The organism is Pseudomonas sp. AC211, from assembly GCF_979258055.1.
Genome location: NZ_OZ409830.1, coordinates 4,687,912 through 4,709,242, shown reverse-complemented (window position 1 = coordinate 4,709,242; position 21,331 = coordinate 4,687,912). Strand labels below are relative to the sequence as shown.

At 60.1% G+C, this 21,331-nt stretch carries 11 protein-coding genes and 7 pseudogenes; 11 read left to right on the top strand and 7 right to left on the bottom strand.

The window, feature by feature from the left end; all coding sequences use genetic code 11:
- The first annotated feature begins 231 nt into the window (after positions 1-231).
- Positions 232-1,432 (top strand): annotated as a pseudogene (gene fdhA, locus ACZZZP_RS22105) (formaldehyde dehydrogenase, glutathione-independent).
- 669 nt (positions 1,433-2,101) lie between these two features.
- Positions 2,102-2,674: a DUF2780 domain-containing protein gene (locus ACZZZP_RS22100; RefSeq protein WP_463384139.1), complete on the top strand. Its 573-nt coding sequence runs from the start codon at positions 2,102-2,104 to the stop codon at positions 2,672-2,674.
- Here ACZZZP_RS22100 and ACZZZP_RS22095 read toward each other — a convergent pair.
- Positions 2,675-3,570: pseudogene (locus tag ACZZZP_RS22095) on the bottom strand (acyltransferase). It lies immediately after the preceding gene.
- Positions 3,571-3,760: 190 nt separating this feature from the next.
- Between ACZZZP_RS22095 and rloA2 the strand changes: the two are divergent.
- The 6 genes and pseudogenes from rloA2 to ACZZZP_RS22065 all read left to right on the top strand — a co-directional run bounded on the left by rloA2 (position 3,761) and on the right by ACZZZP_RS22065 (position 9,115).
- A complete protein-coding gene (rloA2, locus tag ACZZZP_RS22090; protein WP_463536849.1) occupies positions 3,761-4,261 on the top strand; it encodes a retropepsin-like aspartic peptidase RloA2 in 501 nt (166 codons plus the stop codon).
- 131 nt (positions 4,262-4,392) lie between these two features.
- On the top strand, positions 4,393-5,070 hold the full coding sequence (creB, locus tag ACZZZP_RS22085) for a two-component system response regulator CreB (protein WP_463384137.1): 678 nt from the start codon (positions 4,393-4,395) through the stop codon (positions 5,068-5,070).
- Positions 5,070-6,498 (top strand): annotated as a pseudogene (gene creC, locus ACZZZP_RS22080) (two-component system sensor histidine kinase CreC). The gene creB and the pseudogene creC overlap by 1 nt, the downstream one beginning before the upstream one ends.
- Positions 6,499-6,639: 141 nt before the next feature.
- Positions 6,640-7,072: pseudogene (locus ACZZZP_RS22075) on the top strand (CBS domain-containing protein).
- A gap of 356 nt (positions 7,073-7,428) precedes the next feature.
- Entirely contained in the window at positions 7,429-8,808 is a 1,380-nt protein-coding gene (gene creD / locus ACZZZP_RS22070; RefSeq protein WP_463536848.1) for a cell envelope integrity protein CreD, read from the top strand.
- A gap of 4 nt (positions 8,809-8,812) precedes the next feature.
- A complete protein-coding gene (locus ACZZZP_RS22065; RefSeq protein WP_463384133.1) occupies positions 8,813-9,115 on the top strand; it encodes a hypothetical protein in 303 nt (100 codons plus the stop codon).
- 185 nt (positions 9,116-9,300) lie between these two features.
- Here the strand turns inward: ACZZZP_RS22065 and ACZZZP_RS22060 are convergent, their stop codons facing one another.
- The 6 genes and pseudogenes from ACZZZP_RS22060 to ACZZZP_RS22035 all read right to left on the bottom strand — a co-directional run bounded on the left by ACZZZP_RS22060 (position 9,301) and on the right by ACZZZP_RS22035 (position 16,914).
- Complete coding sequence (locus tag ACZZZP_RS22060) at positions 9,301-9,930, bottom strand: glutathione S-transferase (protein WP_463384132.1); 630 nt, start codon at positions 9,928-9,930, stop codon at positions 9,301-9,303.
- A 198-nt stretch (positions 9,931-10,128) separates the two neighbouring features.
- A pseudogene (locus tag ACZZZP_RS22055) lies at positions 10,129-12,544 on the bottom strand (TonB-dependent siderophore receptor).
- Between the two features lie 122 nt (positions 12,545-12,666).
- Positions 12,667-13,620, bottom strand: a pseudogene (locus ACZZZP_RS22050) (FecR domain-containing protein); the annotation flags it as partial.
- Positions 13,617-14,133: pseudogene (locus ACZZZP_RS22045) on the bottom strand (RNA polymerase sigma factor). The pseudogenes ACZZZP_RS22045 and ACZZZP_RS22050, both read right to left, overlap by 4 nt.
- Before the next feature lie 125 nt (positions 14,134-14,258).
- The gene (locus tag ACZZZP_RS22040; RefSeq protein WP_463384128.1) at positions 14,259-14,969 is read right to left on the bottom strand and encodes a 3'-5' exonuclease; all 711 of its coding nucleotides are present in this window, start codon (positions 14,967-14,969) and stop codon (positions 14,259-14,261) included.
- Between the two features lie 10 nt (positions 14,970-14,979).
- Positions 14,980-16,914 carry a putative nucleotidyltransferase substrate binding domain-containing protein gene (locus tag ACZZZP_RS22035; protein ID WP_463384127.1) on the bottom strand — a complete coding sequence of 645 codons (1,935 nt, stop codon included), beginning with the start codon at positions 16,912-16,914 and terminating at the stop codon, positions 14,980-14,982.
- 377 nt (positions 16,915-17,291) lie between these two features.
- Between ACZZZP_RS22035 and ACZZZP_RS22030 the strand changes: the two genes are divergently transcribed.
- The 3 genes from ACZZZP_RS22030 (at position 17,292) to ACZZZP_RS22020 (ending at position 21,266) form a co-directional block, all read left to right on the top strand.
- Positions 17,292-17,738, top strand: a complete 447-nt coding sequence (locus ACZZZP_RS22030) for a hypothetical protein (RefSeq protein WP_463384126.1) — start codon at positions 17,292-17,294, stop codon at positions 17,736-17,738.
- A 61-nt stretch (positions 17,739-17,799) separates the two neighbouring features.
- The gene (locus ACZZZP_RS22025; RefSeq protein WP_463536847.1) at positions 17,800-18,153 is read left to right on the top strand and encodes a hypothetical protein; all 354 of its coding nucleotides are present in this window, start codon (positions 17,800-17,802) and stop codon (positions 18,151-18,153) included.
- Positions 18,154-18,173: 20 nt separating this feature from the next.
- The gene (locus ACZZZP_RS22020) at positions 18,174-21,266 is read left to right on the top strand and encodes a calcium-binding protein (RefSeq protein WP_463536846.1); all 3,093 of its coding nucleotides are present in this window, start codon (positions 18,174-18,176) and stop codon (positions 21,264-21,266) included.
- Positions 21,267-21,331: the final 65 nt, after the last annotated feature.

Sequence of the window (21,331 nt, the reverse complement as noted above, 5' to 3'; positions counted from 1 at the left end):
CCCACTCAACACCTGTAGGAGCGGCTTTAGCCGCGATGCTTTTAACGATCAAAAACTCGAGGCTAATCGGAGTGCCGCCCAGCCTCGCCTACATGACCGCGTTATCTCGAAGGGGCATTCCGCGCTGCCTATAGCGGCCTCTTTGGCTTCACCCAACAACCTCCAGTGCAGGGCCGCGCAGTGCGTTTTGGCTGCGCCTTTGTAACCACAACAACAAACGGAGAATCACCTATGTCTGGTAATCGTGGCGTCGTTTATCTCGGCGCGGGCAAGGTCGAAGTGCAGAAAATCGACTACCCGAAAATGCAGGACCCGCGTGGTCGCCAAGATCGAGCACGGGGTCATTCTCAAAGTGGTGTCCACCAACATTTGCGGCTCCGACCAGCACATGGTCCGTGGCCGTACTACCGCGCAGGTCGGCCTGGTGCTGGGCCATGAAATTACCGGCGAAGTGATCGAGAAAGGCAGCGACGTCGAGCACCTGAAAATCGGTGATCTGGTGTCGGTGCCGTTCAACGTAGCGTGCGGTCGTTGCCGCTCATGCAAAGAACAGCACACCGGCGTGTGCCTGACCGTGAACCCGGCGCGCCCCGGCGGTGCTTACGGTTACGTGGACATGGGCGACTGGGTCGGTGGTCAGGCCGAATACGTGCTGGTGCCGTATGCCGACTTCAACCTGTTGAAACTGCCGGACCGCGACAAGGCCATGGAAAAAATCCGCGACCTGACCTGTCTCTCCGACATTTTGCCCACCGGCTACCACGGCGCCGTCACCGCCGGCGTTGGCCCGGGCAGCACCGTGTATGTAGCCGGTGCCGGTCCTGTCGGCCTGGCGGCGGCTACCTCGGCGCGCTTGTTGGGTGCGGCGGTGGTCATCATTGGCGACGTCAACCCGGTGCGCCTGGCTCACGCCAAGGCTCAGGGTTTCGAGATTGCCGACCTGTCGACCGACACACCGCTGCACGAACAGATCGCCGCGTTGCTGGGCGAGCCGGAAGTGGACTGCGCCGTTGATGCCGTGGGCTTTGAAGCGCGCGGTCATGGTCATGCCGGTGCACAACATGAAGCCCCGGCCACGGTGCTCAACTCGCTGATGGGGGTGGTGCGGGTGGCGGGCAAGATTGGTATTCCTGGCTTGTACGTCACCGAAGATCCGGGTGCGATCGACCAGGCGGCGAAGATGGGCAGCCTGAGTATTCGGTTTGGTCTGGGCTGGGCCAAGTCGCACAGTTTCCATACTGGGCAGACGCCGACGATGAAGTACAACCGGCAGTTGATGCAGGCGATTATGTGGGACCGCATCAATATTGCTGAGGTGGTGGGGGTGCAGGTAATCAGCCTGGATGACGCGCCGCGTGGGTATGGCGAGTTCGATGCCGGGGTGCCGAAGAAGTTTGTGATTGATCCGCATAAGACGTTTAGTGCGGCGTGAAGGATGAGGCAGCCTAAGGGCTGCCTTTTTTGTTTTCGGGCGCTTACAGATCGCGTGAATCTGCCCACACCTCCGTCATCCTCGCGCACGCGGGGATCAGAGTTTCCAGTCGAACGCGGTGGTGGCGCAAACCTCCGTCATTCCCGCGCAGGCGGCGGTCCGACGATTCGGAATCCAGAGTTTTGTGTCGAGCCTCAATTTTTGCAGCAGCATTCATTACTGCGGGTGCTGAACGTTTTGTTTCGCGCCTTACGCGCGAGTTTCTTTTGTCAGTCGACACAAAAGAAACCAAAAGGTCTGCCCCTACCTTGGCCTTCCGCTGCGCTCCAGGTCCCCTCCCTCCCGTCGCCACTCCGGGGGCACGGCGAGACGGGCCATCCATGGCCCGACACGCCTTTCGCGGCTCCCGGCCGCTCAACCCCTACGCGACGACTCCACTCGGCCTGCGATGAACGGGGCGGGTAGATCACAAGCCAGATCACAAGCGGTAGATCAAAATCTCGCGGCTGAAGCCGCTCCTACAGGGGGCGGTGGTGGTGGTGGTGGTGGTGGGCTGTCTGTTGGAGCGGCTTTAGCCGCGATGCTTTTGCTGCATAATCCGGCCCCCCCGGGAACATCACTGGTTCCCTCCAGTCCAACCGCTTTCTATTCCCCGCTGAGGTTTTGCCGATGTCTGCTCCCCGTCGTTTGGTATTGCTGGCTGCGTTGTCTGTGCTGAGTTGCCAGGCGCTTGCGTTCAATTTGAATGACGCGGCGGCGCTGTATTCGGCCAGTCAGGGTGGCAAGGGCGGTGATGCCTCGGCGTCGTTGTTGAGTAATCCAGAGAACTTGCAACTGCTGGCGGCACTCAAGCAGTTGAAGGTCTCGCCGGAACAGGCGGTGGGTGGCACCGGGGCGATGTTGGGTTTGGCCAAGCATCAGTTGCCGGGCAATCAGTACGGTGAGCTGACGCAAACCGTGCCGGGCCTGCAAAAGTTCGAGGGCGCCAACGGCCTGGCGCAGTTGGGTTCGTTGAGCAGTTTGCTGGGTAAATCCGCCAGCAAGCCGGTAAGCCCGGAGGCCGCCGCCGCGGTGGCCAATGTGAATAACCCGCAAGACCTCAGCGCCGCATTCGGTGCCTTGGGCATGGACAGCGGCATGATCGGCCAATTCGCGCCGCTGTTGTTGCAGTACCTCGGCCAGCAGGGCGTGGGCAATTCGCTGTTGGGTAATCTCGGCAACCTGTGGAAACCGGCTGGCTGATTACGCGGCGGCCTGTTCTGCTTTCATGGCGCTGAGCCGAGCGTCTTTTTCGGCCCAGCGTTCTGAAATCCAGGTCTGCATGTACACGCGAAATTTCGGGTCGTTCTGGTAGTCGCCTTGCCACAGCGCCGGGTCCATGGGCAGGGTCTGGATGTCGACCACCACCTTGGGCACACGCCCGCACAGCAAGTCCCAGAAGCCTGGAATGCGCTCGCCGGGGTAGAACACGGTGATGTCGAGAATGGCGTCCAGTTGCTCACCCAGGCTCGCCAGCACGAAGGCGACGCCACCCGCTTTGGGTTTCAGCAAGTGCCGATAAGGTGATTGCTGCTCGGCCTGCTTGGCCGGGGTGCAGCGCGTGCCTTCCAGGTAATTCACCACGCTCACCGGCAAGTCGCGAAATTTCTCGCAGGCTTGCTGGGTGATGAGCAAATCCTTGCCGGCCATCTCCGGGTGTTTGGCCAGGTAGGCCTTGGAGTAGCGCTTCATAAACGGGTAGTCCAACGCCCACCACGCCAGGCCCAACAAGGGCACCCAGACCAGTTCCTTTTTTCAGGAAAAACTTGAAGAACGGCGCCTTGCGGTTGAAGGCCTGCATCAGTGCAGGAATGTCGACCCAGGACTGGTGGTTGCTGATCATCAGGTACGAGGCGGTCCATGCGCAGCTCGGTGTCGCCGCGAATGTCCCAGACCGTGGGCAGGCACAGGGCGAAGATGAATTTGTCGATGTCGGACCAGGTTTCGGCAATCCAAACCACCCCGGCCGAGCAGGCGGCGCGCAGTTTTCCAGGCAGGATGAGTTTGAGCAGGGCAAGTACGGTCAACGGACCGATCAACACCAACGTGTTGAGCAAAAGCAGCAAGGCGACGGTCATACCGGTGAGCAAACGGCGCATGAAGGCTCCTAACTTAGCGCGAGCGGGCCATGATAATCAGGCCTGGCGCGCCGTCCAATACGCCGATTGGAAGTTTGGATCGTCGTGCTTTTTGCTGCGCCCGCTACAGTTTCTTCACCTGAACCGGTGTATGAAGGGCCGTTGTCTGCCCTGATGCAGCCCCCATTAACCGCCTGGAGTGACCTGATCTGTGAAACCTGTTCTCGCCCTGTTAGCGCTGATGGCGCTGCCGGTTATGGCCGCCGAGCCAACCGTGTATGGCCGCTACGAATACATCAAGCTGCCGGAAATCGACCAAACCTTTAAAGCCAAAATGGACACCGGCGCGCTGACCGCCTCGCTGTCGGCCAAGGACATCGAAACCTTCAAAAAAGACGGTGACGACTGGGTGCGTTTCCGCCTGGCCACCAAAGACGCCAGCGACAAGGTGTACGAACACAAACTGGCGCGCATCAGCAAAATCAAAAGCCGCGCCGACGAAGACGAAGGCGAAGAAAGCGCCGAAGTGGTCAAGCGCCCGGTGGTGGCCATGCGCATGTGCCTGGACGGCACCAGCCGCATCATCGAGGTCAGCCTCACCGACCGCAGCAGCTTCAACTACCCGCTGCTGATCGGCGCCAAGGCCCTGCGTGAATTCGACGCCGCCGTGAACCCGGCGAAGCGGTTTACGGCGGGCCAACCGAAATGCTGATGGCCTGACCGAGATCTGTAGGAGGGGCTTTAGCCGCGATGCTTTTGACGCTCCAAAGCATCGCGGCCCTGTGTCACGCCTATCCCTCAATGCTAAATTGAGCGCCTTGCCTTCCCCGCTGCAGGACGCACATGCCCACCATTCTGTTGGTCGAAGACGAAGCCTCGATCGCCGACACCCTGATATACGCCTTGCAAAGTGAGGGCTACAGCACCCATTGGCTGACCCTGGCCGGCGAAGCGTTGGCGTATCAGCAAACTAACCCCGCCGACCTGCTAATTCTCGACGTCGGCCTGCCCGACATGACGGGCTTCGAAGCCTGCAAACAGCTGCGCCGTTTTTCCGAGGTGCCGGTGATTTTCCTCACCGCGCGCAACGCTGAAATCGATCGCGTGGTGGGCCTGGAAATCGGTGCCGATGACTACGTCACCAAACCTTTCAGCCCCCGTGAAGTGGCGGCGCGGGTCAAGGCCATTCTCAAGCGCGTGCAACCGCGCGCGCCGGCCGCGCCCGTCAGCGCCTGCGTGTTTTCGGTCGATGCCGAGCGCTTTCAGATTCACTACCACGGCCACCTGCTAGGCCTGACCCGCCACGAATTTCGCCTGCTGCAGACGCTGGTTGCCCAGCCGCTGCGGGTGTTCAGCCGCGAGCAGTTGCTGGACGCCGCCGGCGTACCGGCCGAAGCCGGCTACGAGCGCAATATCGACAGCCACATCAAAAGCCTGCGCGCCAAGTTGCGCCAGGTAACGGCAGATGCCGAACCGATCCAGACCCATCGCGGCCTGGGCTACAGCATCAAGGTGGACTGATGCCGCTCGGGATCCGGATATTCCTCGTCTACTTCGTGTTCGTCGGCTTGTCTGGCTGGTTTGTGCTGAGCACGGTGATGGACGAAATTCGCCCCGGCGTGCGCCAGACCACCGAAGAAACCCTGGTGGACACGGCCAACCTGCTCGCCGAGTTATTGCGCGATGACCTGCACAACGGCCGCCTCGATCAACAATATTGGCAGGCGCAATTTCAGGCCTACGGGCAGCGCCAACCGCACGCGCAGATCTGGGGCCTGACCAAACGCGAAGTCAGCCACCGCATCTACGTCACCGACGCCACCGGCAAGGTGCTGGTCGACTCCACGGGCGTGGCCGTGGGCCAGGATTATTCGCGCTGGAACGACGTGTTCCTCACCCTGCGCGGCGAGTACGGCGCACGCTCTACGCGCGAGGTCGAAGGCGACCCGGAAACCTCGGTGATGTACGTGGCCGCGCCGATCAAGGACGACGGCAAGATTATTGGCGTGGTCTCGGTGAGCAAACCGAGCCGCACCTTGCAGCCGTATATCGAGCGGTCGCAGAAGCGCCTGGCCTGGTTTGGCGCCGGGCTGATTCTGCTGGGCTTGCTGGTGGGCGGGCTGCTGTCGTGGTGGCTGAGCGCGTCGCTGCGCCGGCTTACCGACTACGCCCAAGCGGTGTCGGCCGGCGAGCGCAGCCCGTTGCCGGCCTTGCAAGGCGGCGAGCTGAAGCAGCTTGCCGAGGCGCTGGAGCACATGCGCAGCGAGCTGGAGGGCAAGGCCTACGTCGAGCGCTACGTGCACACCCTGACCCACGAATTGAAAAGCCCGCTGGCGGCGATTCGCGGCGCCGCCGAATTGCTGGAAAGTGACATGCCGGCGCAGCAGCGCGAGCGTTTCGTCACCAACATTCAAACCGAAAGCGCGCGCTTGCAGCAGTTGATCGAACGGCTGCTCAACCTGGCACTGGTCGAGCAACGTCAGGGCCTGGACGAGCGCGTGCCGCTGCCGCTACGTGCGCTGGTGGAGGAGCAATTACAGGCGCAGGCGGCGCGCATCGTCAGCGCCCGCTTGCAGGTGGAAAACCAGGTGCCTGACGAAGTGCAGGTGCGCGGCGAGCGTTTCCTGTTGCAGCAGGCGCTGGCCAATCTGCTCGACAACGCCCTGGACTTCACCCCAGCCGGCGGCCAGCTGCGCTTCGCCGCCGAGCCGCACGACGACACCCTGACCCTGATCGTTTTCAACCAATGCGCGCCGATTCCCGACTACGCCCTGGCCCGTTTGACCGAGCGCTTCTATTCCTTGCCGCGCCCAACGAGCGGGCGCAAGAGCACCGGCCTGGAGCCTCGACTTTGTGCAGGAAGTGGCCAGCCTGCATGGTGGTGCTATAACAATTGGCAACGTCGACGAAGGCGTGGAGGTTCGCTTGAGCCTGCCGCTGGTGCACTAGCAGAAGCCGTTTTCAGCGCTGTAACGGCTCTGCAAAGCCTGTTCAATAGTGTCCAAACAAGCGCGCAAGGCCCGGCGGCCTTGCAGGTGGCACTAAATGTGAAAGCCACTGCGACAACAAGAACGCCACAGGAGTCAGGGTATGAAAACGGTTGCGGAAATCCTCAAGTCAAAAACGCGGAACACCATTTTCAGTGTCACGCCTGACACCTCGGTGCTCGACGCCGTGAAGCTCATGGGCGAGAAGGGCATCGGGGCGTTGGTGGTGATGCAAGGCGAGCAATTGGTCGGCATCGTCAGTGAGCGCGACTACGTACGCAAAATCGCCATGCTCGAACGCGCCTCCCCGGCCACGGTCAGCGAAATCATGACCTCCAAGGTCATTACCGTGAAGCCCCAAAGAAGGCAACCGCCACTGCATGCAACTGATGACCGACGGCCACCTGCGTCACCTGCCGGTGATGGATGAGGGCAAGTTGATCGGGCTGCTGTCCATTGGTGACTTGGTGAAAGACATCATCTCCGAGCAGGAGAGTTTGATTAATCATTTGGAGCAGTACATTCGCGGGGAATAGGGGGAATAGCCGGGAATAGTGGGGCGGCCGGCCCTCACCCCCGGCCCCTCTCCCGCAGGCGGGAAGAGGGGAGCAGGGCAGTTGAGTTTGTTTCCGCAGGCGGGCGAGGGGAGCAGAGCAGTTGAGTTTGTTTCCGCAGGCGGGCGAGGGGAGCAGAGCAGTTGAGTTTGTTTTCGGGCGAGGGGAGCTTAATCGCGGTAGTCGCCCAATTCCCTCGCCCGCGCGCGGGGAGAGGGTGCCCGAAGGGCGGGAGAGGGCCGCTTCTCGCTTCTCCACACACTCTCCACATTCCCCCATAACCCCACCACCGCGCCTCCCCACACTCTCTCCATCCCAACCACATGGAGAGCACCGCGATGAACCGCAGCCTGGGCATCAAACTCGGGGCCATCGGCCTTTTGATTCTGTTGTTGTTAATTCCCCTGTTAATGATCGACGGCCTGATCGGCGAGCGGCAGTCGGCGCGCAATGGCGTGCTCGACAACATTGCCCGCAGCTCCAGCTACAGCCAGCAAATCACCGGCCCCATTCTGGTAGTGCCGTATCGGCAGAAAATCCGCGAATGGAAAACCGCTGAAAAAACCGGCGTGCGCTATCAGGAAGAACGCACGATTTCGAGCCGTCTGTACGTGCTGCCCGAAACCTTCAGCCTCAACGGCGACATCGGCACCGAGCTGCGCGCGCGTGGCATTTACCAGGCGCGGCTGTTCAAAAGTGACAACCAGATCAGCGGCCATTTTGAAGTGCCGGCCAACTACGGCATCACCGAAGACCTCGCCGACTATCAGTTTGACGAGCCTTTTCTGGCCGTAGGCATCAGCGACATCCGTGGCATCAGCAACGCACTGAAGCTCGACCTCAACGGCAAGAAGCTCGACTTCGAACCGGGCTTCGGCGACGACATGCTGGCCAACGGCGTGCATGCGCCGCTGGGCAAAGTCGACACCACCGTCGACATGAACCTGGCCTTCGCCTTCAACCTGAAACTGCAAGGCACCTCCAGCTTCAGCGTGGTGCCGGTCGGCCGCGACAGCCAGGTGCAGCTACATTCCGACTGGCCGCACCCAAGCTTTATGGGCGAGTTTCTGCCGGTGGAACGCGAGATCACCGCGCAGGGTTTCAACGCCACCTGGCAGACCAGTTTCTTCGCCACCAACATGGAGCAAGTGCTGCGCGATTGTGTGTCCACCACCAATTGCAGCAGCTTTGATCCGCGCACCTTTGGCGTGAGCTTTGTCGACCCGGTCGACCAGTACCTGAAAACCGACCGCGCCATCAAATACGCCATGCTGTTTATCGCCCTGACGTTTGCTGGCTTCTTCCTGATGGAGGTGCTCAAACGCCTGGCCGTGCACCCAGTGCAGTACGGTCTGGTGGGCTTGGCCCTGGCGATGTTTTACCTGCTGCTGCTGTCGCTGTCCGAACACCTCGACTTTGCCTTGGCGTACGCCGTATCGGCGGCGGCTTGTGTGGCGCTGGTGGGCTTCTACGTGTGCCACGTGCTGCACAGCTGGTTGCGCGGCGCCGGGTTTACGGCGGGGTTGGGCCTGCTCTACGGCGTGCTGTATGTGTTGCTCAGCGCCGAGGATTACGCGCTGTTGATGGGCTCACTGCTGGTGTTCGGCCTGCTGGCTTGCGTGATGCTGCTGACCCGCAAACTCGACTGGTACGGCGTGGGCAAAACGCCCGAGGCCGAGCCGACCCTGACCCTTGAACCTGGCCTGCTGGGGGAATAACGCCATGCGCATCGTCCTGCAATTTGGCGCCTGTCTGGCCCTGGGTATGTTTGTAGCTCTGCTGATACTGGTGGGCCTGATGTTTGCTCAGCGCTTCGACCTGATCAGCCTTATCGTGCTCACCGGCAAACCCCTGGCGCACCTCGCGCTGGTGGTGTTGCCGGAAGGCTTCTGGATCAGCCTGACCGGCGCCCCGGACGCCGTCGAAAACGCCTCCGTGCGCTCATTCCTGCAAATGTGCGCCGCGCTGGGGCAAGTCGCCCTGCTGGTCGGCGCCGGGTTGTACCGCGTGAGCATGAGCAAGTGAGCGGGCATGTGGGGTTGCGTGAAGATGCGCAGGTTGGGCACCAGTTGGCCCGGAGAATCGCGATGCTTTTCGTAGGTTGGGTTGAGCCGCAGGCGAAGCCCAACGATCCGCGCGATGTTGGGCTTCGCTTCGCTCACCGAACGCGGACCGACCCAACCTACGGTTGTGTACGGCGATAGTGCCGATCAAACCGGCGGCTGAGTCGCCAGCATCGAGGGGCGCTGGCTGACGTCGGCGTACCAGGTGGCCAGGGTTGGGAATTGCTTGCGCCAGTCGAACTCCGCCTGGCGGAAGTCGAGGTAACCGAGGGCGCAGGCGATGCCGATGGCGGCCACGTCGAAACGACTCGGCAGCTCGGCGCCTGCCGCTTCCTCGAACTCACCCAAGGCGCGGACGATTTTTGCCTGCTGAGCGTCGAGCCATTCAGCCCAGTGTTTGTCTTGCGGGCGGGTGGCGAGTTCGTAGCGAATGAGCACGGCGGCATCCATTACCGCATCGGCCAGCGAAGCCAGGGTCAGACGCCGCCAGCGGCTGGCGCCGTCTTGGGGAATCAGCGGTTCGCCGACGTGCTGATGGTCGAGGTAATCGACGATCACGCGGCTGTCGTGCAGCAGCGAACCATCGTCCAGACGCAACGCCGGAATCTTGCCCGCCGGGTTATGGGCGATAACGGCGGCGTTGGGGTTGGTCGGGGTGAGCAACACGGTTTCCAGCTCGACACGCTCCTGCTGGCCGGTCTCGTGGAGAACCACCAGCACCTTGCGCACGAACGGCGAGGCGGGGTTGTGGAACAGCTTCATGGTGGCAGCGGACATGGCGCGATTCTCAAGTTAAAGGCAAGGCGCTAACCCTACAGCGCCACGCCGCCAGGCGCCAAGCGCAGGCACGACAGTTGTCGGTTCTGGCCGCAAACGCATCGAGGCTAAAGCCTCTCCCACAGGAAACGAGAAACCTGTAGGAGAGGCTTTAGCCTCGATAGCGGTAGCGAATGGTACGCAGGCTGAGCGAGCGGCTTAGAACTCCAACTGAGCCGAGAACGTCAGGGTGCGCGGGTCGCCCAGGTAGTAGCTGTTCAGCCAGTATTCCTTGTTGGCCAGGTTGCTGACGTTGGCGCGCAGGGTCAGCTTGTTGTCGGCCACCGGCATGGCGTAGCGGGCGCCGAGGTCGAAGGTGGTGAAGGACGGAATGTCGTGGCGGTTGGCTTCATCGGTGTATTGCTTGCCGGTGTAGTAAGCACCGCCAGTCACGGCTACGCCGGGAATGGCGTTGACATCGTACTCGGCGTACACCTTCGCAAGGCGGGAAGCGACGTTGGTAGGTTTGTTGCCGTCATTGGCGGCGTTATTGGTCTTGGCTAACTCAGCGTCCAGCACGGTAACGCCGCCCACCACTGTCAGTTCAGGCAGCACCTTGCCGGTGATACCAAATTCGACACCGCGATTCTTTTGGCGCCCGTTTGGCGTGTAGACGAAGTTGGTGATGTAGTTCGGCTTGTCGATATCGAACAGCGCCAAGGTAAACAACGTGTCGCCCCACGTTGCTTTGGCGCCGATTTCATATTGCTCGCTGACCTCGGGCGGCAGGGCTGTGCCCGGCGTAACGCCTTGGGAACCGTTCGGCGCCATGCCACCGCCTTCGAGACCTTCAATGTAGGTCGCGTACGTGGTCAACCACGGCGCCGGTTTGTAGATAAGGGAGACGTTCGGTGAGGTCTTGCTCTTGTCGTATTCGGTAATTCCGCCGCCATAAATGAAGTCGTTGGCAAAGGTCTCAATGCTGGAATGAGTAACGCCCAGAACAGTCGACCATTGCGGGTTCAGGGTAATTACGTCGCCGATCAGCACGCTGTTGGTTTCACTGGTGGAAGCCAGGCGCTGATCGCCATTGCCGATGCTGTAGCCCGGTTTGGAAACCTGGGGTGTTTGACTCAGTGGCGGTGTGCCGACCACTGATTGCCACTGGTAGGCAAAGTCGATGTGGTCGGTGTATTGGCGAGTGCGAACGTTGTTGCCTTGATAGCCCACGGTAACCTTGTGGTTAAGCGGGCCGGTGTCGAACATCGAGTCGAGGAACAGGTAGGAAGAGGTTTCCTCATTTTCAACCGGAGCGAACGCATACAACGGCTGCGAGTAAGTACCACGCGTGGGTGCGTTGAATGCGTCGATGGTCGGGCCGGTGTAAACGTACTCTTCGGTGTACTCGGCATAAGCAACCGCACCGCGCAGGGTGAAGATGTCATTGATACGCCAGTTGAAGCGCGAACCGACGCGGTCTTGCTCGGTGTCGGAGAATGCCCAGCGTTGGCTGTACAACTTGTCATTGCTGAGGTCGCTGGCGTCCGGGCGACGGCTGTTGCCGTTGGCGTCGTCGGCGATGTACCAGTAGCTATTCAACCCACGGGTTTCGCTCTTCTTGTGCGAAGCATCGAACTGCACCAGCAGGTCATCGCTGACATTCCAGTCCAGCGCCAGGGTGATCATTTCGCGACGGCGCTTCTGCATGTCGATGGCGGTCTCGCCGTCTTGCGTCAGCACGTTCAAGCGATAACCGAACACGCCCGCATCGTCGATCGGGCCGCCGAAGTCGCCGTGCAGGTAGTAGTTTTCGCCACCGGCATTGCCCAGGGTCACGCTGTTGTAGCGCTCGGCAGTCGGGCGTTTAAGCACGTAGTTGACCAGGCCGCCGGGGTTGCCCGGACCATAGAGAAAGCCGCTCAGACCGGTGAGAATCTCGATCTGCTCCATTTCCTCAACGTAGTTGCCGGCGTCGTAGCCGGTGCTAAACCGCAACCCATCATTGGCAATACTCAAGTTCCCCGCACTGCTAAACCCACGAATCGCCACCGCGCTCGCATACCCGGCGTTTTTCGGCGAGTACAGCTGGGTAAACGGGTTGCGCTTGAACACGTCGTCCGTGGAAGTGGTCTGCGTGTTTTGCAGCATTTCTTTGGAGACGACGCTGATGGAGTACGGCGTGTCTTGCAGGCTCATGCCGCCGAGCGCGCCGACGTTTTTGATTGATTCGGTGCGGTAACCGGAGTCGGCGCTGCCATCGAGGATGCCTGCAGCATTGATGTCGGTGGCGGGCAGGGTCATTTCATCAGTCGCAGCCGGCGCCACACTAAACGTCCCCGCACTATTGGCCACCAACGTCAGCCCCACTACCGCGCAATGCCTGACGCAACGCCGTCTGCGCGTCGTATTGCCCCTGTACCGGCTGCGCGGTTTTGCCAGCGGTCAGGCTCGGGTCGATGCTCAGCACCACGCCGGCCTGGCTGGCGATCTGGTTCAGGGTGCTGGCCAGTGGCGCGGCCGGCAGTTGGTAGCTGCGTACGGCGGCGCTGTCGGCGGCGAGCGCCGGCAGGGTGGCAAAGGCCATGGCGGCGGCCAGTAACGTGGGGCGGAACAGGGTGATGGCGGACTTCGACATTGCGAGCGGCTCCCAAGCAGGAATTAATCTCAATGCCCCTATGCCGAAGCAAAAACGAAAAGTGATAGGGCTGCCTGAAAATATTTCCAGCAGCCCCGCTTTTCAGGGTTTTCAGCCACCGGCGCTGGCACCACGCGCACCCACCAATCGGTGCGGCGTTCGATCTGCACCGGCAGGCTGGGCGGCAGCGCGGCCAGCGCCAGGTCGGTGTTGCGCAACGGGAAGCTGCCGCTGATGCGCAGGTCGGCCACGAGCGGGTCGGCGCTGAGAAAACCGTCGCGGTACTCGCCGAGCTGTTCGAGCAAGTCGGCCAGGCGCATGTTTTCCACCACCAACATGCCGTGGGTCCAGGCGTCAGCGGTAGCGGGTGCAGCGTTCACTGCGCCCAATGCGTCGGCGGCCATCAGCACTTGCTGGCCTTGCTGGATGACATTGGTTTCCGTAGCGGCTCTCGCCGGGCGCGCGGCGACGGCCGACTGCAGCACGATCAGGCGCGTGCCGCCTGGCTCCTGGCGTACCAGAAAGCGTGTGCCCAGGGCGCGCAGCTCGCCATTGCGGGTGGCGACGATAAAAGGCCTGGCATCGCCATGGGCGGTTTCCACGAGTATTTCGCCGCTGCGCAGAAACAGGCGGCGTTGCTGCGGGTTGAAGTCGATATCCAGCGCACTGCGGCTGTTGAGGCGCACCGTGCTGTGGTCTGGCAGTTCCAGTTCGCGCTGCTCGCCCGGCGCAGTGCGCTCGTCGGCCAGCCAGTCGCCCAGCGGCCGGTGTTGTTGCGCCAGGCTCAGGCCCAGCGCGGCGCCGAGCAGCACGCCGAGAATGCCCCCGCTGCGCAGACGCGTTTTGCCCGCGCTGCCGGCGCGCAACAACGCGCGGCGGGCCGGTTGGCTGCTGACGTTGGCGAAATGTTGGTCCACGCCGCTGAGCTGCGCCCAAGCGCGGGCGTGTTCGGCGCTGGCGGCTTGCCACAGGTGAAACTCGGCGCGCTCAAGCTCGCTGGCTTCACCGGAGCCGAGGCACAGCTGCCAGCTGATGGCTTCGTCGAGCACCTTGGCCGATACGCTGCTGCGGTTCATGTCGGCTCGCCGTACAGCGCGATGTAGCACTGGCGCAAACCCTGCGCGAGGTACTGACGCACGCGCGGCACCGACACCCCGAGGCGCTCGGCGATCTCGGCGTGGCCGAGGTTGTCGATGCGGTTGTAGAGAAAGGCCGCGCGCGCATTGCTCGAGCGTGCCGAGCAGGCGGTCGATGGCGCGCAGCGATTCCAGCACCAGCGCTTGTTCTTCAATGTCGGGATGAACGCTTTCTGGCAAGGCGGCCAGTTCGTCGAGGTAGGTTCGTTCCAGCGCGCTGCGGCGGAAATAGTCGATCAGCAGGCCTTTGGCGATGGTGGTCAGCAGGGCGCGCGGTTCGCGCATGTGCAGGGCGTCGGGTTTGCCGAGAATGCGCACGAAGGTGTCCTGGCTGAGGTCTTCGGCCCGGTGTGGGCAGCTCAGGCTTTTACGCAGCCAGCTGAGCAGCCAATCGCGATGATCGCGATACAGCACGCCCGCCAATTCGTGGTTTGTGGATTCCCCAACCGACACAGCACTCACCGCCCAAAAGCAGAACAAACGCGAAATCGAGAATTATTCGCATATGATTGCAGAGAGTGGCCGTGCCTCGCGATTGTTCGCGGTCGGTTATTTATGTGGGCTGCGTTGTGGCGTGATTACAGAGACGGTCGGTGCTGCCGCCGTTGCCAGCGAGCGAGCCCGTCGGCCAGCGCGGCCGGGCTGTGCAAGCCTTGCTGGCGCGCACGACTGAACAGAATCAGCGCCAGTTCTGCTGTCACCAGTGCGTCGGCGCTGGCGTGGTGGCGCTGCTGCACCTGCAGGCCAAAGTGTGCAGTCCAGTCGTCTAACCCGGCTTGGCGCAGGGTGATGTCGGGGCAGAGCATCGGCGCCAGGTCGGCCACGTCTAGGAAGCGGTGTTCCAGGTTGTAGCCCAATTCCTGCTTCAACGCTTTGCTCAGCATGTGTTGGTCGAATGGCGCGTGAAAGGCCAACAACGGGCTGTCGCCGACAAACTGCATAAATGCCAGCAAGCCGTCGGCGGGCACCACGCCAGCGGCCAGCGCGCTGGGCGCGATGCCATGGATCAGCACGCTGGGGCTTACCGGCTGCGCATGGCGTTGCAGGGTGCATTCGAACTGCTGGCCGAGGTTGATGGCGCCGTCCTCGATCACCACGGCGCCAATCGACAGCACCTGATCGCGCTGCAAATTAAGGCCGCTGGTTTCCACGTCGAGCACCACAAAGCGTTGCTCGCGCAGCGGCACGTCGCGCCATTGGCCCGGCGCGGGCAGTTGCGCGCAGGCGTCCAATAACGGTTGGGCGATGGGCTCGGCGGGGCGGCGGCGCAGCCAGTCGAACGGCATCATGGGCGCGTGCTCACAACTGATACCGCAGCGCCAGGCTGCTTTGCAGGCGCTGCGCCTGGCGGAACGACTCGCGCAAAATGCGCCGATCGAGGTGGTTGAGGCTGTCGGGGTCGAGGCGATTGGAGTAACGCTGCTGCTGGCGCGCCTGCTGCTGGTGCTGCTGCATGCGGGTTTGCTGAATAAAGTGATACGCCTCTTGGTACGCGGCGCCGTTGAGCGGGTCGATCACTTCCTTGGCGATTAACTCACGCAAGCGCTGCACCGTATTGCCCGCGCTGATGCCATGGGCCAATGCCAACAGCCGCGCGCCATCCACGAATGGCGTCAGCCCCTGCACTTTTAAATCCAGCGTGTGTTTTTCGCTGCCGCTGCGCGCCACCACAAAATCGCGAAAGCGCCCCACCGGTGGGCGGTTGCGCAGGGCATTGGCGGCCATCATGCGCTGGAAAATCTGATTGTCCGCCACCTCGATCAGAATCTGCTGACGCAGCACTTCGCAGCCTTCCACCGGCCCCCACACCGCGCGCAAGTCGAAGTAAATGCTCGAAGCCAACAAATGTTCCGGGCTGGCATCGCGGATAAAACTGCTAAAGCGCCGCGACCATTCCAAGTGCGACAAACACAGCTGCGGGTTGCTGGCCATGACGCCGCCCTTGCACAGGCTGAAGCCGCATTTATCCAGGCTGTGGTTAATGCGCTCGGCCAACGGCAGCAGCTTGCCGCGCTTGATCGCTGCGTCGGCCGCATCGCTGGCCTCGAACAACATGCCATTGTCCTGATCGGTATGCAGCGTCTGCTCGCGTCGCCCTTCGCTGCCGAAACACAGCCACGTAAACGGCACGCCCGGAGCGCCCAACTGCTCGATGCTCAACTCGATGACGCGGCACACCATGTGGTCGTTGAGCAGCGTGATGATTTGCGTGATCTGCGTAGACGATGCGCCGTGGGCGAGCATGCGTTCGACCAACTGGTGAATATCACTGCGCAGCGCCACCAGCGTCTCCAGCCGGTTGGCGTGGCTGATGGTGCGCGCCAAGTGCACCAGGTCGACCCGTTGCAGGGAAAACAGATCACGCTCGGACACCACGCCGCGCAGCTCGCCGTTTTCCACCAGGCAGACATGGGCGATATGTCGCTCGGTCATGGCGATGGCGGCGTCAAAGGCGCTAGCCATGGGCGGCAAATGGAAGGGAGACGGAATCATCACATCGGCAATCGGCCCGCCCAGATTCTCCGCCCCGGCGGCGACCACCGCGCGCAAATCGCGCAGAGTGAAAATGCCGGTGGGACGACGGGCATCGTCGACAATCACGATGCTGCCCACTTGTTGCTCATGCATCAGGCGCACGGCCGCGCTGATCGGCGTGTCGGCGCTGCACGTTACAGGCTGGCGCATCGCCAACTCGCGGAGCGGCGTATCCAGCGAATACTGCGCACCCAGCGTGGCGACAGCCTGGCGCTGCACTTGCTGATTGACCTGATCGAGCAGACTGCTGACGCCGCGCAACGCAAAGTCACGAAACGGCGCAGACAAGGCAAACACCTTGATAAAGGCGTCTTTGCCCAGCAGCAAACAGAACGTGTCTTCGCCCGCTAAGTGCTCCGTGCGGGTTGCCCGTTCACCCAGCAGCGCCGCCAGCGGAAAGCACTCGCCGGTGGTGATCTCAAACGTGGTTTCCGTACCGCGCCGCGCCGTGTGCGGTCGCTCACCGACTACCAGGCCTTGCTTGACGATATAAAAGTGCTGAACCGGCCCGCCGCTGGGCTTGAGAATGCTTTCACCGGCGCCATAAAACCGTAGCTGGCAGTTCTCCAGCACATAGCCCAAGTGGGCGTTTTCCATCTGATTGAACGGCGGAAACTTCTGCAAAAACTCCATCAACCCGAGGATGTTCTGCTGCACCGCCACCTTGCCCGCCTGGGCGAATTCACTGGCCTTGCTCATAACGCTGCGTCCGGACCGTGGCCTTGAATTCATCGAAAGGCCATCGTCGGGAAAATCGGACGGGGGGGCCATGGGACATAAGTCTAGTTCGGGGCGCGGGCCCGGAGATCGATTTTTAGTCGTAGTTCTGTATGAAAGAACGTGGTGGTGCAGTACCCGTTCAATTCGCTTGCTTGGCTTCCTCTGCGGTTTTTGTCGGAACCTCTTAAAGGAGCTTAGTTTACGTCGCTCTTGCATAGTCATAGTTTATAAAAGTCCGTCGGATGCTTCCTAAGTTGGCGCTCGAAGCTTGCGCAACCAATTGTAGGGGTTGAATCTAGATGCTGTTCTGATGTGTTTAGTGGCGTGCCGTTGAAAAACAAACCGGGAGTATTTATTTGGATTTTCCAAACTTTTTGGCGGAGGGGCGAGAAGATGGTTTCTTGGTGCGTAGTTGGATTGGCATACTCTTTATCTTGATTCTATTTGCGATTTGCTCGTGCACGTTGCTGGTCCCGACCTCTAGAACGGATTTTCATCTGGATAAAGCATTCGAAACCACAAAGGTATTTGAGTGCGCCCAACAAACTCTCGTGGACCTAAATGATCGAGAAGATTGGTGGCCCTCGGCGATTTCTCGCATGGAGCCAGAGAGAGGAAGATTTCAGACGGATAACTTTGACGAGACTAATGCTGTGGGTTTTTCTTTTCGGATTTGGTACGACCAATATTCCGGTTCGGGCCTGATTGTCGTCCGTGCTATCGGTGCTTATTACACAGATCTAGGGGCAGAAAAAGCGGTGGAGCGTGTCAAGGCAGGGGTTTTTAATTGTTTAAACAGATAGCTTTTATTTAACAGGGTTGTGTCTGTGAAGAGCGCGACCACCAGTTTATGGTGAAATTAAGATGATAGATTTCTTCCGAATAGAAGCACGTTCTTACGACATCCTTGATGCCGGAATTGCAAGCCATAATTATTGGGTACTTAGGGATCCGGCAGGTAATAAAATTGCCGAGCTGCATGGCCTAGCCACAGATAGGGCTTCTGGAAACCCGGTCGCAATTGGGGTTTCGGAAAAAGAGTCTTTACGGGCATGGAGCTTTGTTGAAGATGGATGGGAAAACATCATTGGCGTCAGCAGTAGTTCGCCCTACTTCAAAAATAGCAATCTTTATGACCAAAATCAGCAAAGCCAAGTAGTGTATCTCGGTACTGCGGAAGAAGTTTACACAAGATGGCGAGCTGCGGCCAAGGGGTAAAGTTAATTAATCAGCTGGACTTGAACTATCCGCCATTCGGATTTGAGGTTTTCTCAGATACAGTTAACAGTAACTCTGTATTTCGAACGTTCGGCAAATTAATGTCAGTCGAATTCGATGATTTTTCCGGTGTGATTGAGCCAGGTATCGATAATGACGTGTTGCCCGAGGCAGTCATAAATGTTCTCAAATATTCCTCCAGCATTTCTTCGCCAGAGCAGATTTTCGCTGCTGAGAAAGGAATAGAAAAAGCGCGCGATAACGGAGTGATTAGTCAGAGTTTCTTTGAGACAGTAACGGGTTGGTTTGCAAATATGTACGCCAATATTCTCGATTTCTTCGGATTCGGCTCATCTCCCTCTAAACCAGAACTCGGCGGTAACAGCACCAACCACAAACCCGTCGGCGCCTTCTACGACTCTCAGTCCTCTGTCACCGATAGCGCAACGTCCATTGCCGACAAGACTTTTATGCTGTTCGACGAGCATCGGCGCCCCACCACCGCTGCGCAATTCGCGCTGTTAGACACGAACGCAGACGGCGAACTTTCAGGCGATGAACTCTCATCACTCTCGGCTTGGGCAGATACGAATGAAAACGGCCATCTCGATGACGGCGAAGTTCAGTCGCTGGTAGAGCGGGGAATTGAGCGGCTGCGTTCAAGTGAGTTTGCATTATTTGCCCGTAGCAACGGCACTGCTGTCGGAATGGCTGCTGAGCAATTCGCGTCCGATGAGGCAGATACGGTAGCGCTCAACAACCTGTCCGATGGTGCTCAGAAACAGCTAATAACGGGACGGAAGGTAGGTCGCTTTGTGTTCGGTGATGCTGGTAACGACTTAATGCGCGGCGGTGCAGGTGTCGATTCGATTTCAAGCGGCGCAGGCGATGATGATGTCTACGGTGAGGCAGGTAATGACCGCCTTTGGGGAGAGGCTGGGGACGACCGACTCTTTGGCGGCCTTGGAGCAGATTACCTGTATGGCGACGATGGTAACGACCTGCTGTTAGGCGAAGCCGGCAACGACAAGCTTTTCGGGGGCGAAGGCCTCGATACGTTGTTCGGTGGAGATGAGGCAGATCAGCTTTCAGGCGGTAACGGCAACGACTGGTTAATCGGCGGCACCGGTAATGACCGGCTGTGGGGCGAGGCGGGGGACGACACGCTTTGGGGTGGTGATGGCGATGACATTTTGGCCGGCTTTACTGCAGCCAATGACAGCAAGCAAACCCTGGAAGCCGGTGAGACGGATAACGACACCATTTATGCCGGCGACGGCCAAGACACCATTGCTGGCGGCCTGGGCAATGATCGATTGTTTGGCGATGCCGGTGATGATCGGCTGTTCGGGCAAGTGGGTGACGACGTGCTCTATGGCGGCGATGGCGATGACATTTTGTTCGGCTTCATGGGGTCGGACGAAGCCAAGCAAACGTTGGAGCCCGGCGAAACCGATAACGACTGGCTCTACGGCGGGGCGGGAAATGACACGCTTATCGGCGGTTTAGGCAACGACTATCTCGACGGCGGCGCTGGCGCAGACGTGATGGAAGGCGGCCAAGGTAATGACACTTACGTCGTCAACAGCGTTAACGATTCGATCCTTGAACTCAAGGGCGAGGGCTACGACACGGTTATCAGCAGCACCACTTATCTGCTTAACGCCAATATCGAAGAGCTGCGGCTCCTCGATGGTTTGGATATCCATGGCACGGGGAACTCGCTGGATAACCTGCTCATCGGGAATGAGCGGGACAATATTCTGGATGGCGTAACCGGCGCGGATCGCATGCTTGGCGGGGCCGGCAACGACGTCTATTACGTGGATAACGTCGGCGACCAGACGGTGGAGTACGAGGGTGAAGGTAACGATACCGTCCAGGCAAGTATCAGCCACACGCTGTCAGACAATGTTGAAAACGTAGTGCTGCTGGACTTCGCCAAGGGAGAAAAAGGCGTGATTGATGGGCAGGCCAGCGTGATCTACGGCTTCCCCAAAGCTAACGAACTCGACTACATGCAAGGCGATGCAGTCGAAGGTTATCGGGGTACGTGCGCAATTGTATCGATTGCCAATTTATTGAATCAGGTTGACCGCGCCAGTAGCGAAAGCGAGTTGCTAGAGCTGGCTCTGGATAAACGGTGGGTCGACCGGGAGCTTTTCCCGAAGTACGCACTCAGCTCAGGAGGCAGCACAAACGTCTCGCAGCAGCGGGCGATGCTTAATAGTTACGGGGTGCGCAACGAAGTAATCAATAGCTACAACGAAACGGGGACCGCGTATTTATTGCGCAGTGGTCGCGGCGTAGTTCAAGCGGTAAATGCGGGTCTACTCTGGAACGATGCCAAGTATGTTCAAAGTGGCTCGGCCAACCACATGGTGACGGTTACCGGCGTCGCCTACGGCGAAACGGACGGTGAGTTGCTGGGTTTTTATATCGCGGACTCGGGACGGCAAAAAGTCAGTGACATGACGCGCTTCGTTAGCCTCGATCTGTTCCGCCAAGCGGCCAATGTGCCAGGCGCTTACGCCATCTTCACACTCGAACCGCTCAAACTCTGGGATGAAAACATCAACGCGACCGGTAACAGCCAGGACAACGTCCTGGTAGGTAACCGCGGCGACAACGTGCTCACAGGTGGCGCCGGTAACGATGTGCTGGAAGGTCAAGGCGGGAATGATGTGTTGGACGGTGGTGCCGGTGACGACACCCTTGATGGCGGTGCCGGCAGTAATACCTACCTGTTCGGGCGTGGTTATGGCCATGACACCATCACCAGCGAAGCGACGTTTGCGGCGACTGACGCGCAGTACGTTCAGTTTCTTGATGCAGTAGGCGCTAACGATCTTTGGTTCAGCAGAGCGGCAAATAACCTGGACGTGAGCATTATCGGCACGCATGACACGCTGACTATTTCCGATTGGTTCGTTGATCCGAGTAAACAGAACACTTCGTTTCAGACCTCGACAGGCGATGCGTTGACGGCCGCCAAGGTCAATCGCCTGATCGAAGCCATGGCCGCATTCGCGCCGCCGAGTTCGGCAAGCAGCAGCCTGCCGCCCAATTACCAGGCGGCGTTGGAGCCTGTGTTGGCAGCGAGCTGGGGCTAGGGGGTTGCTTGGAGGCGAAGCCTGCACCCGGCTTTTTGCAAGCGCCGAGTGCAGGGTTCGTTAGC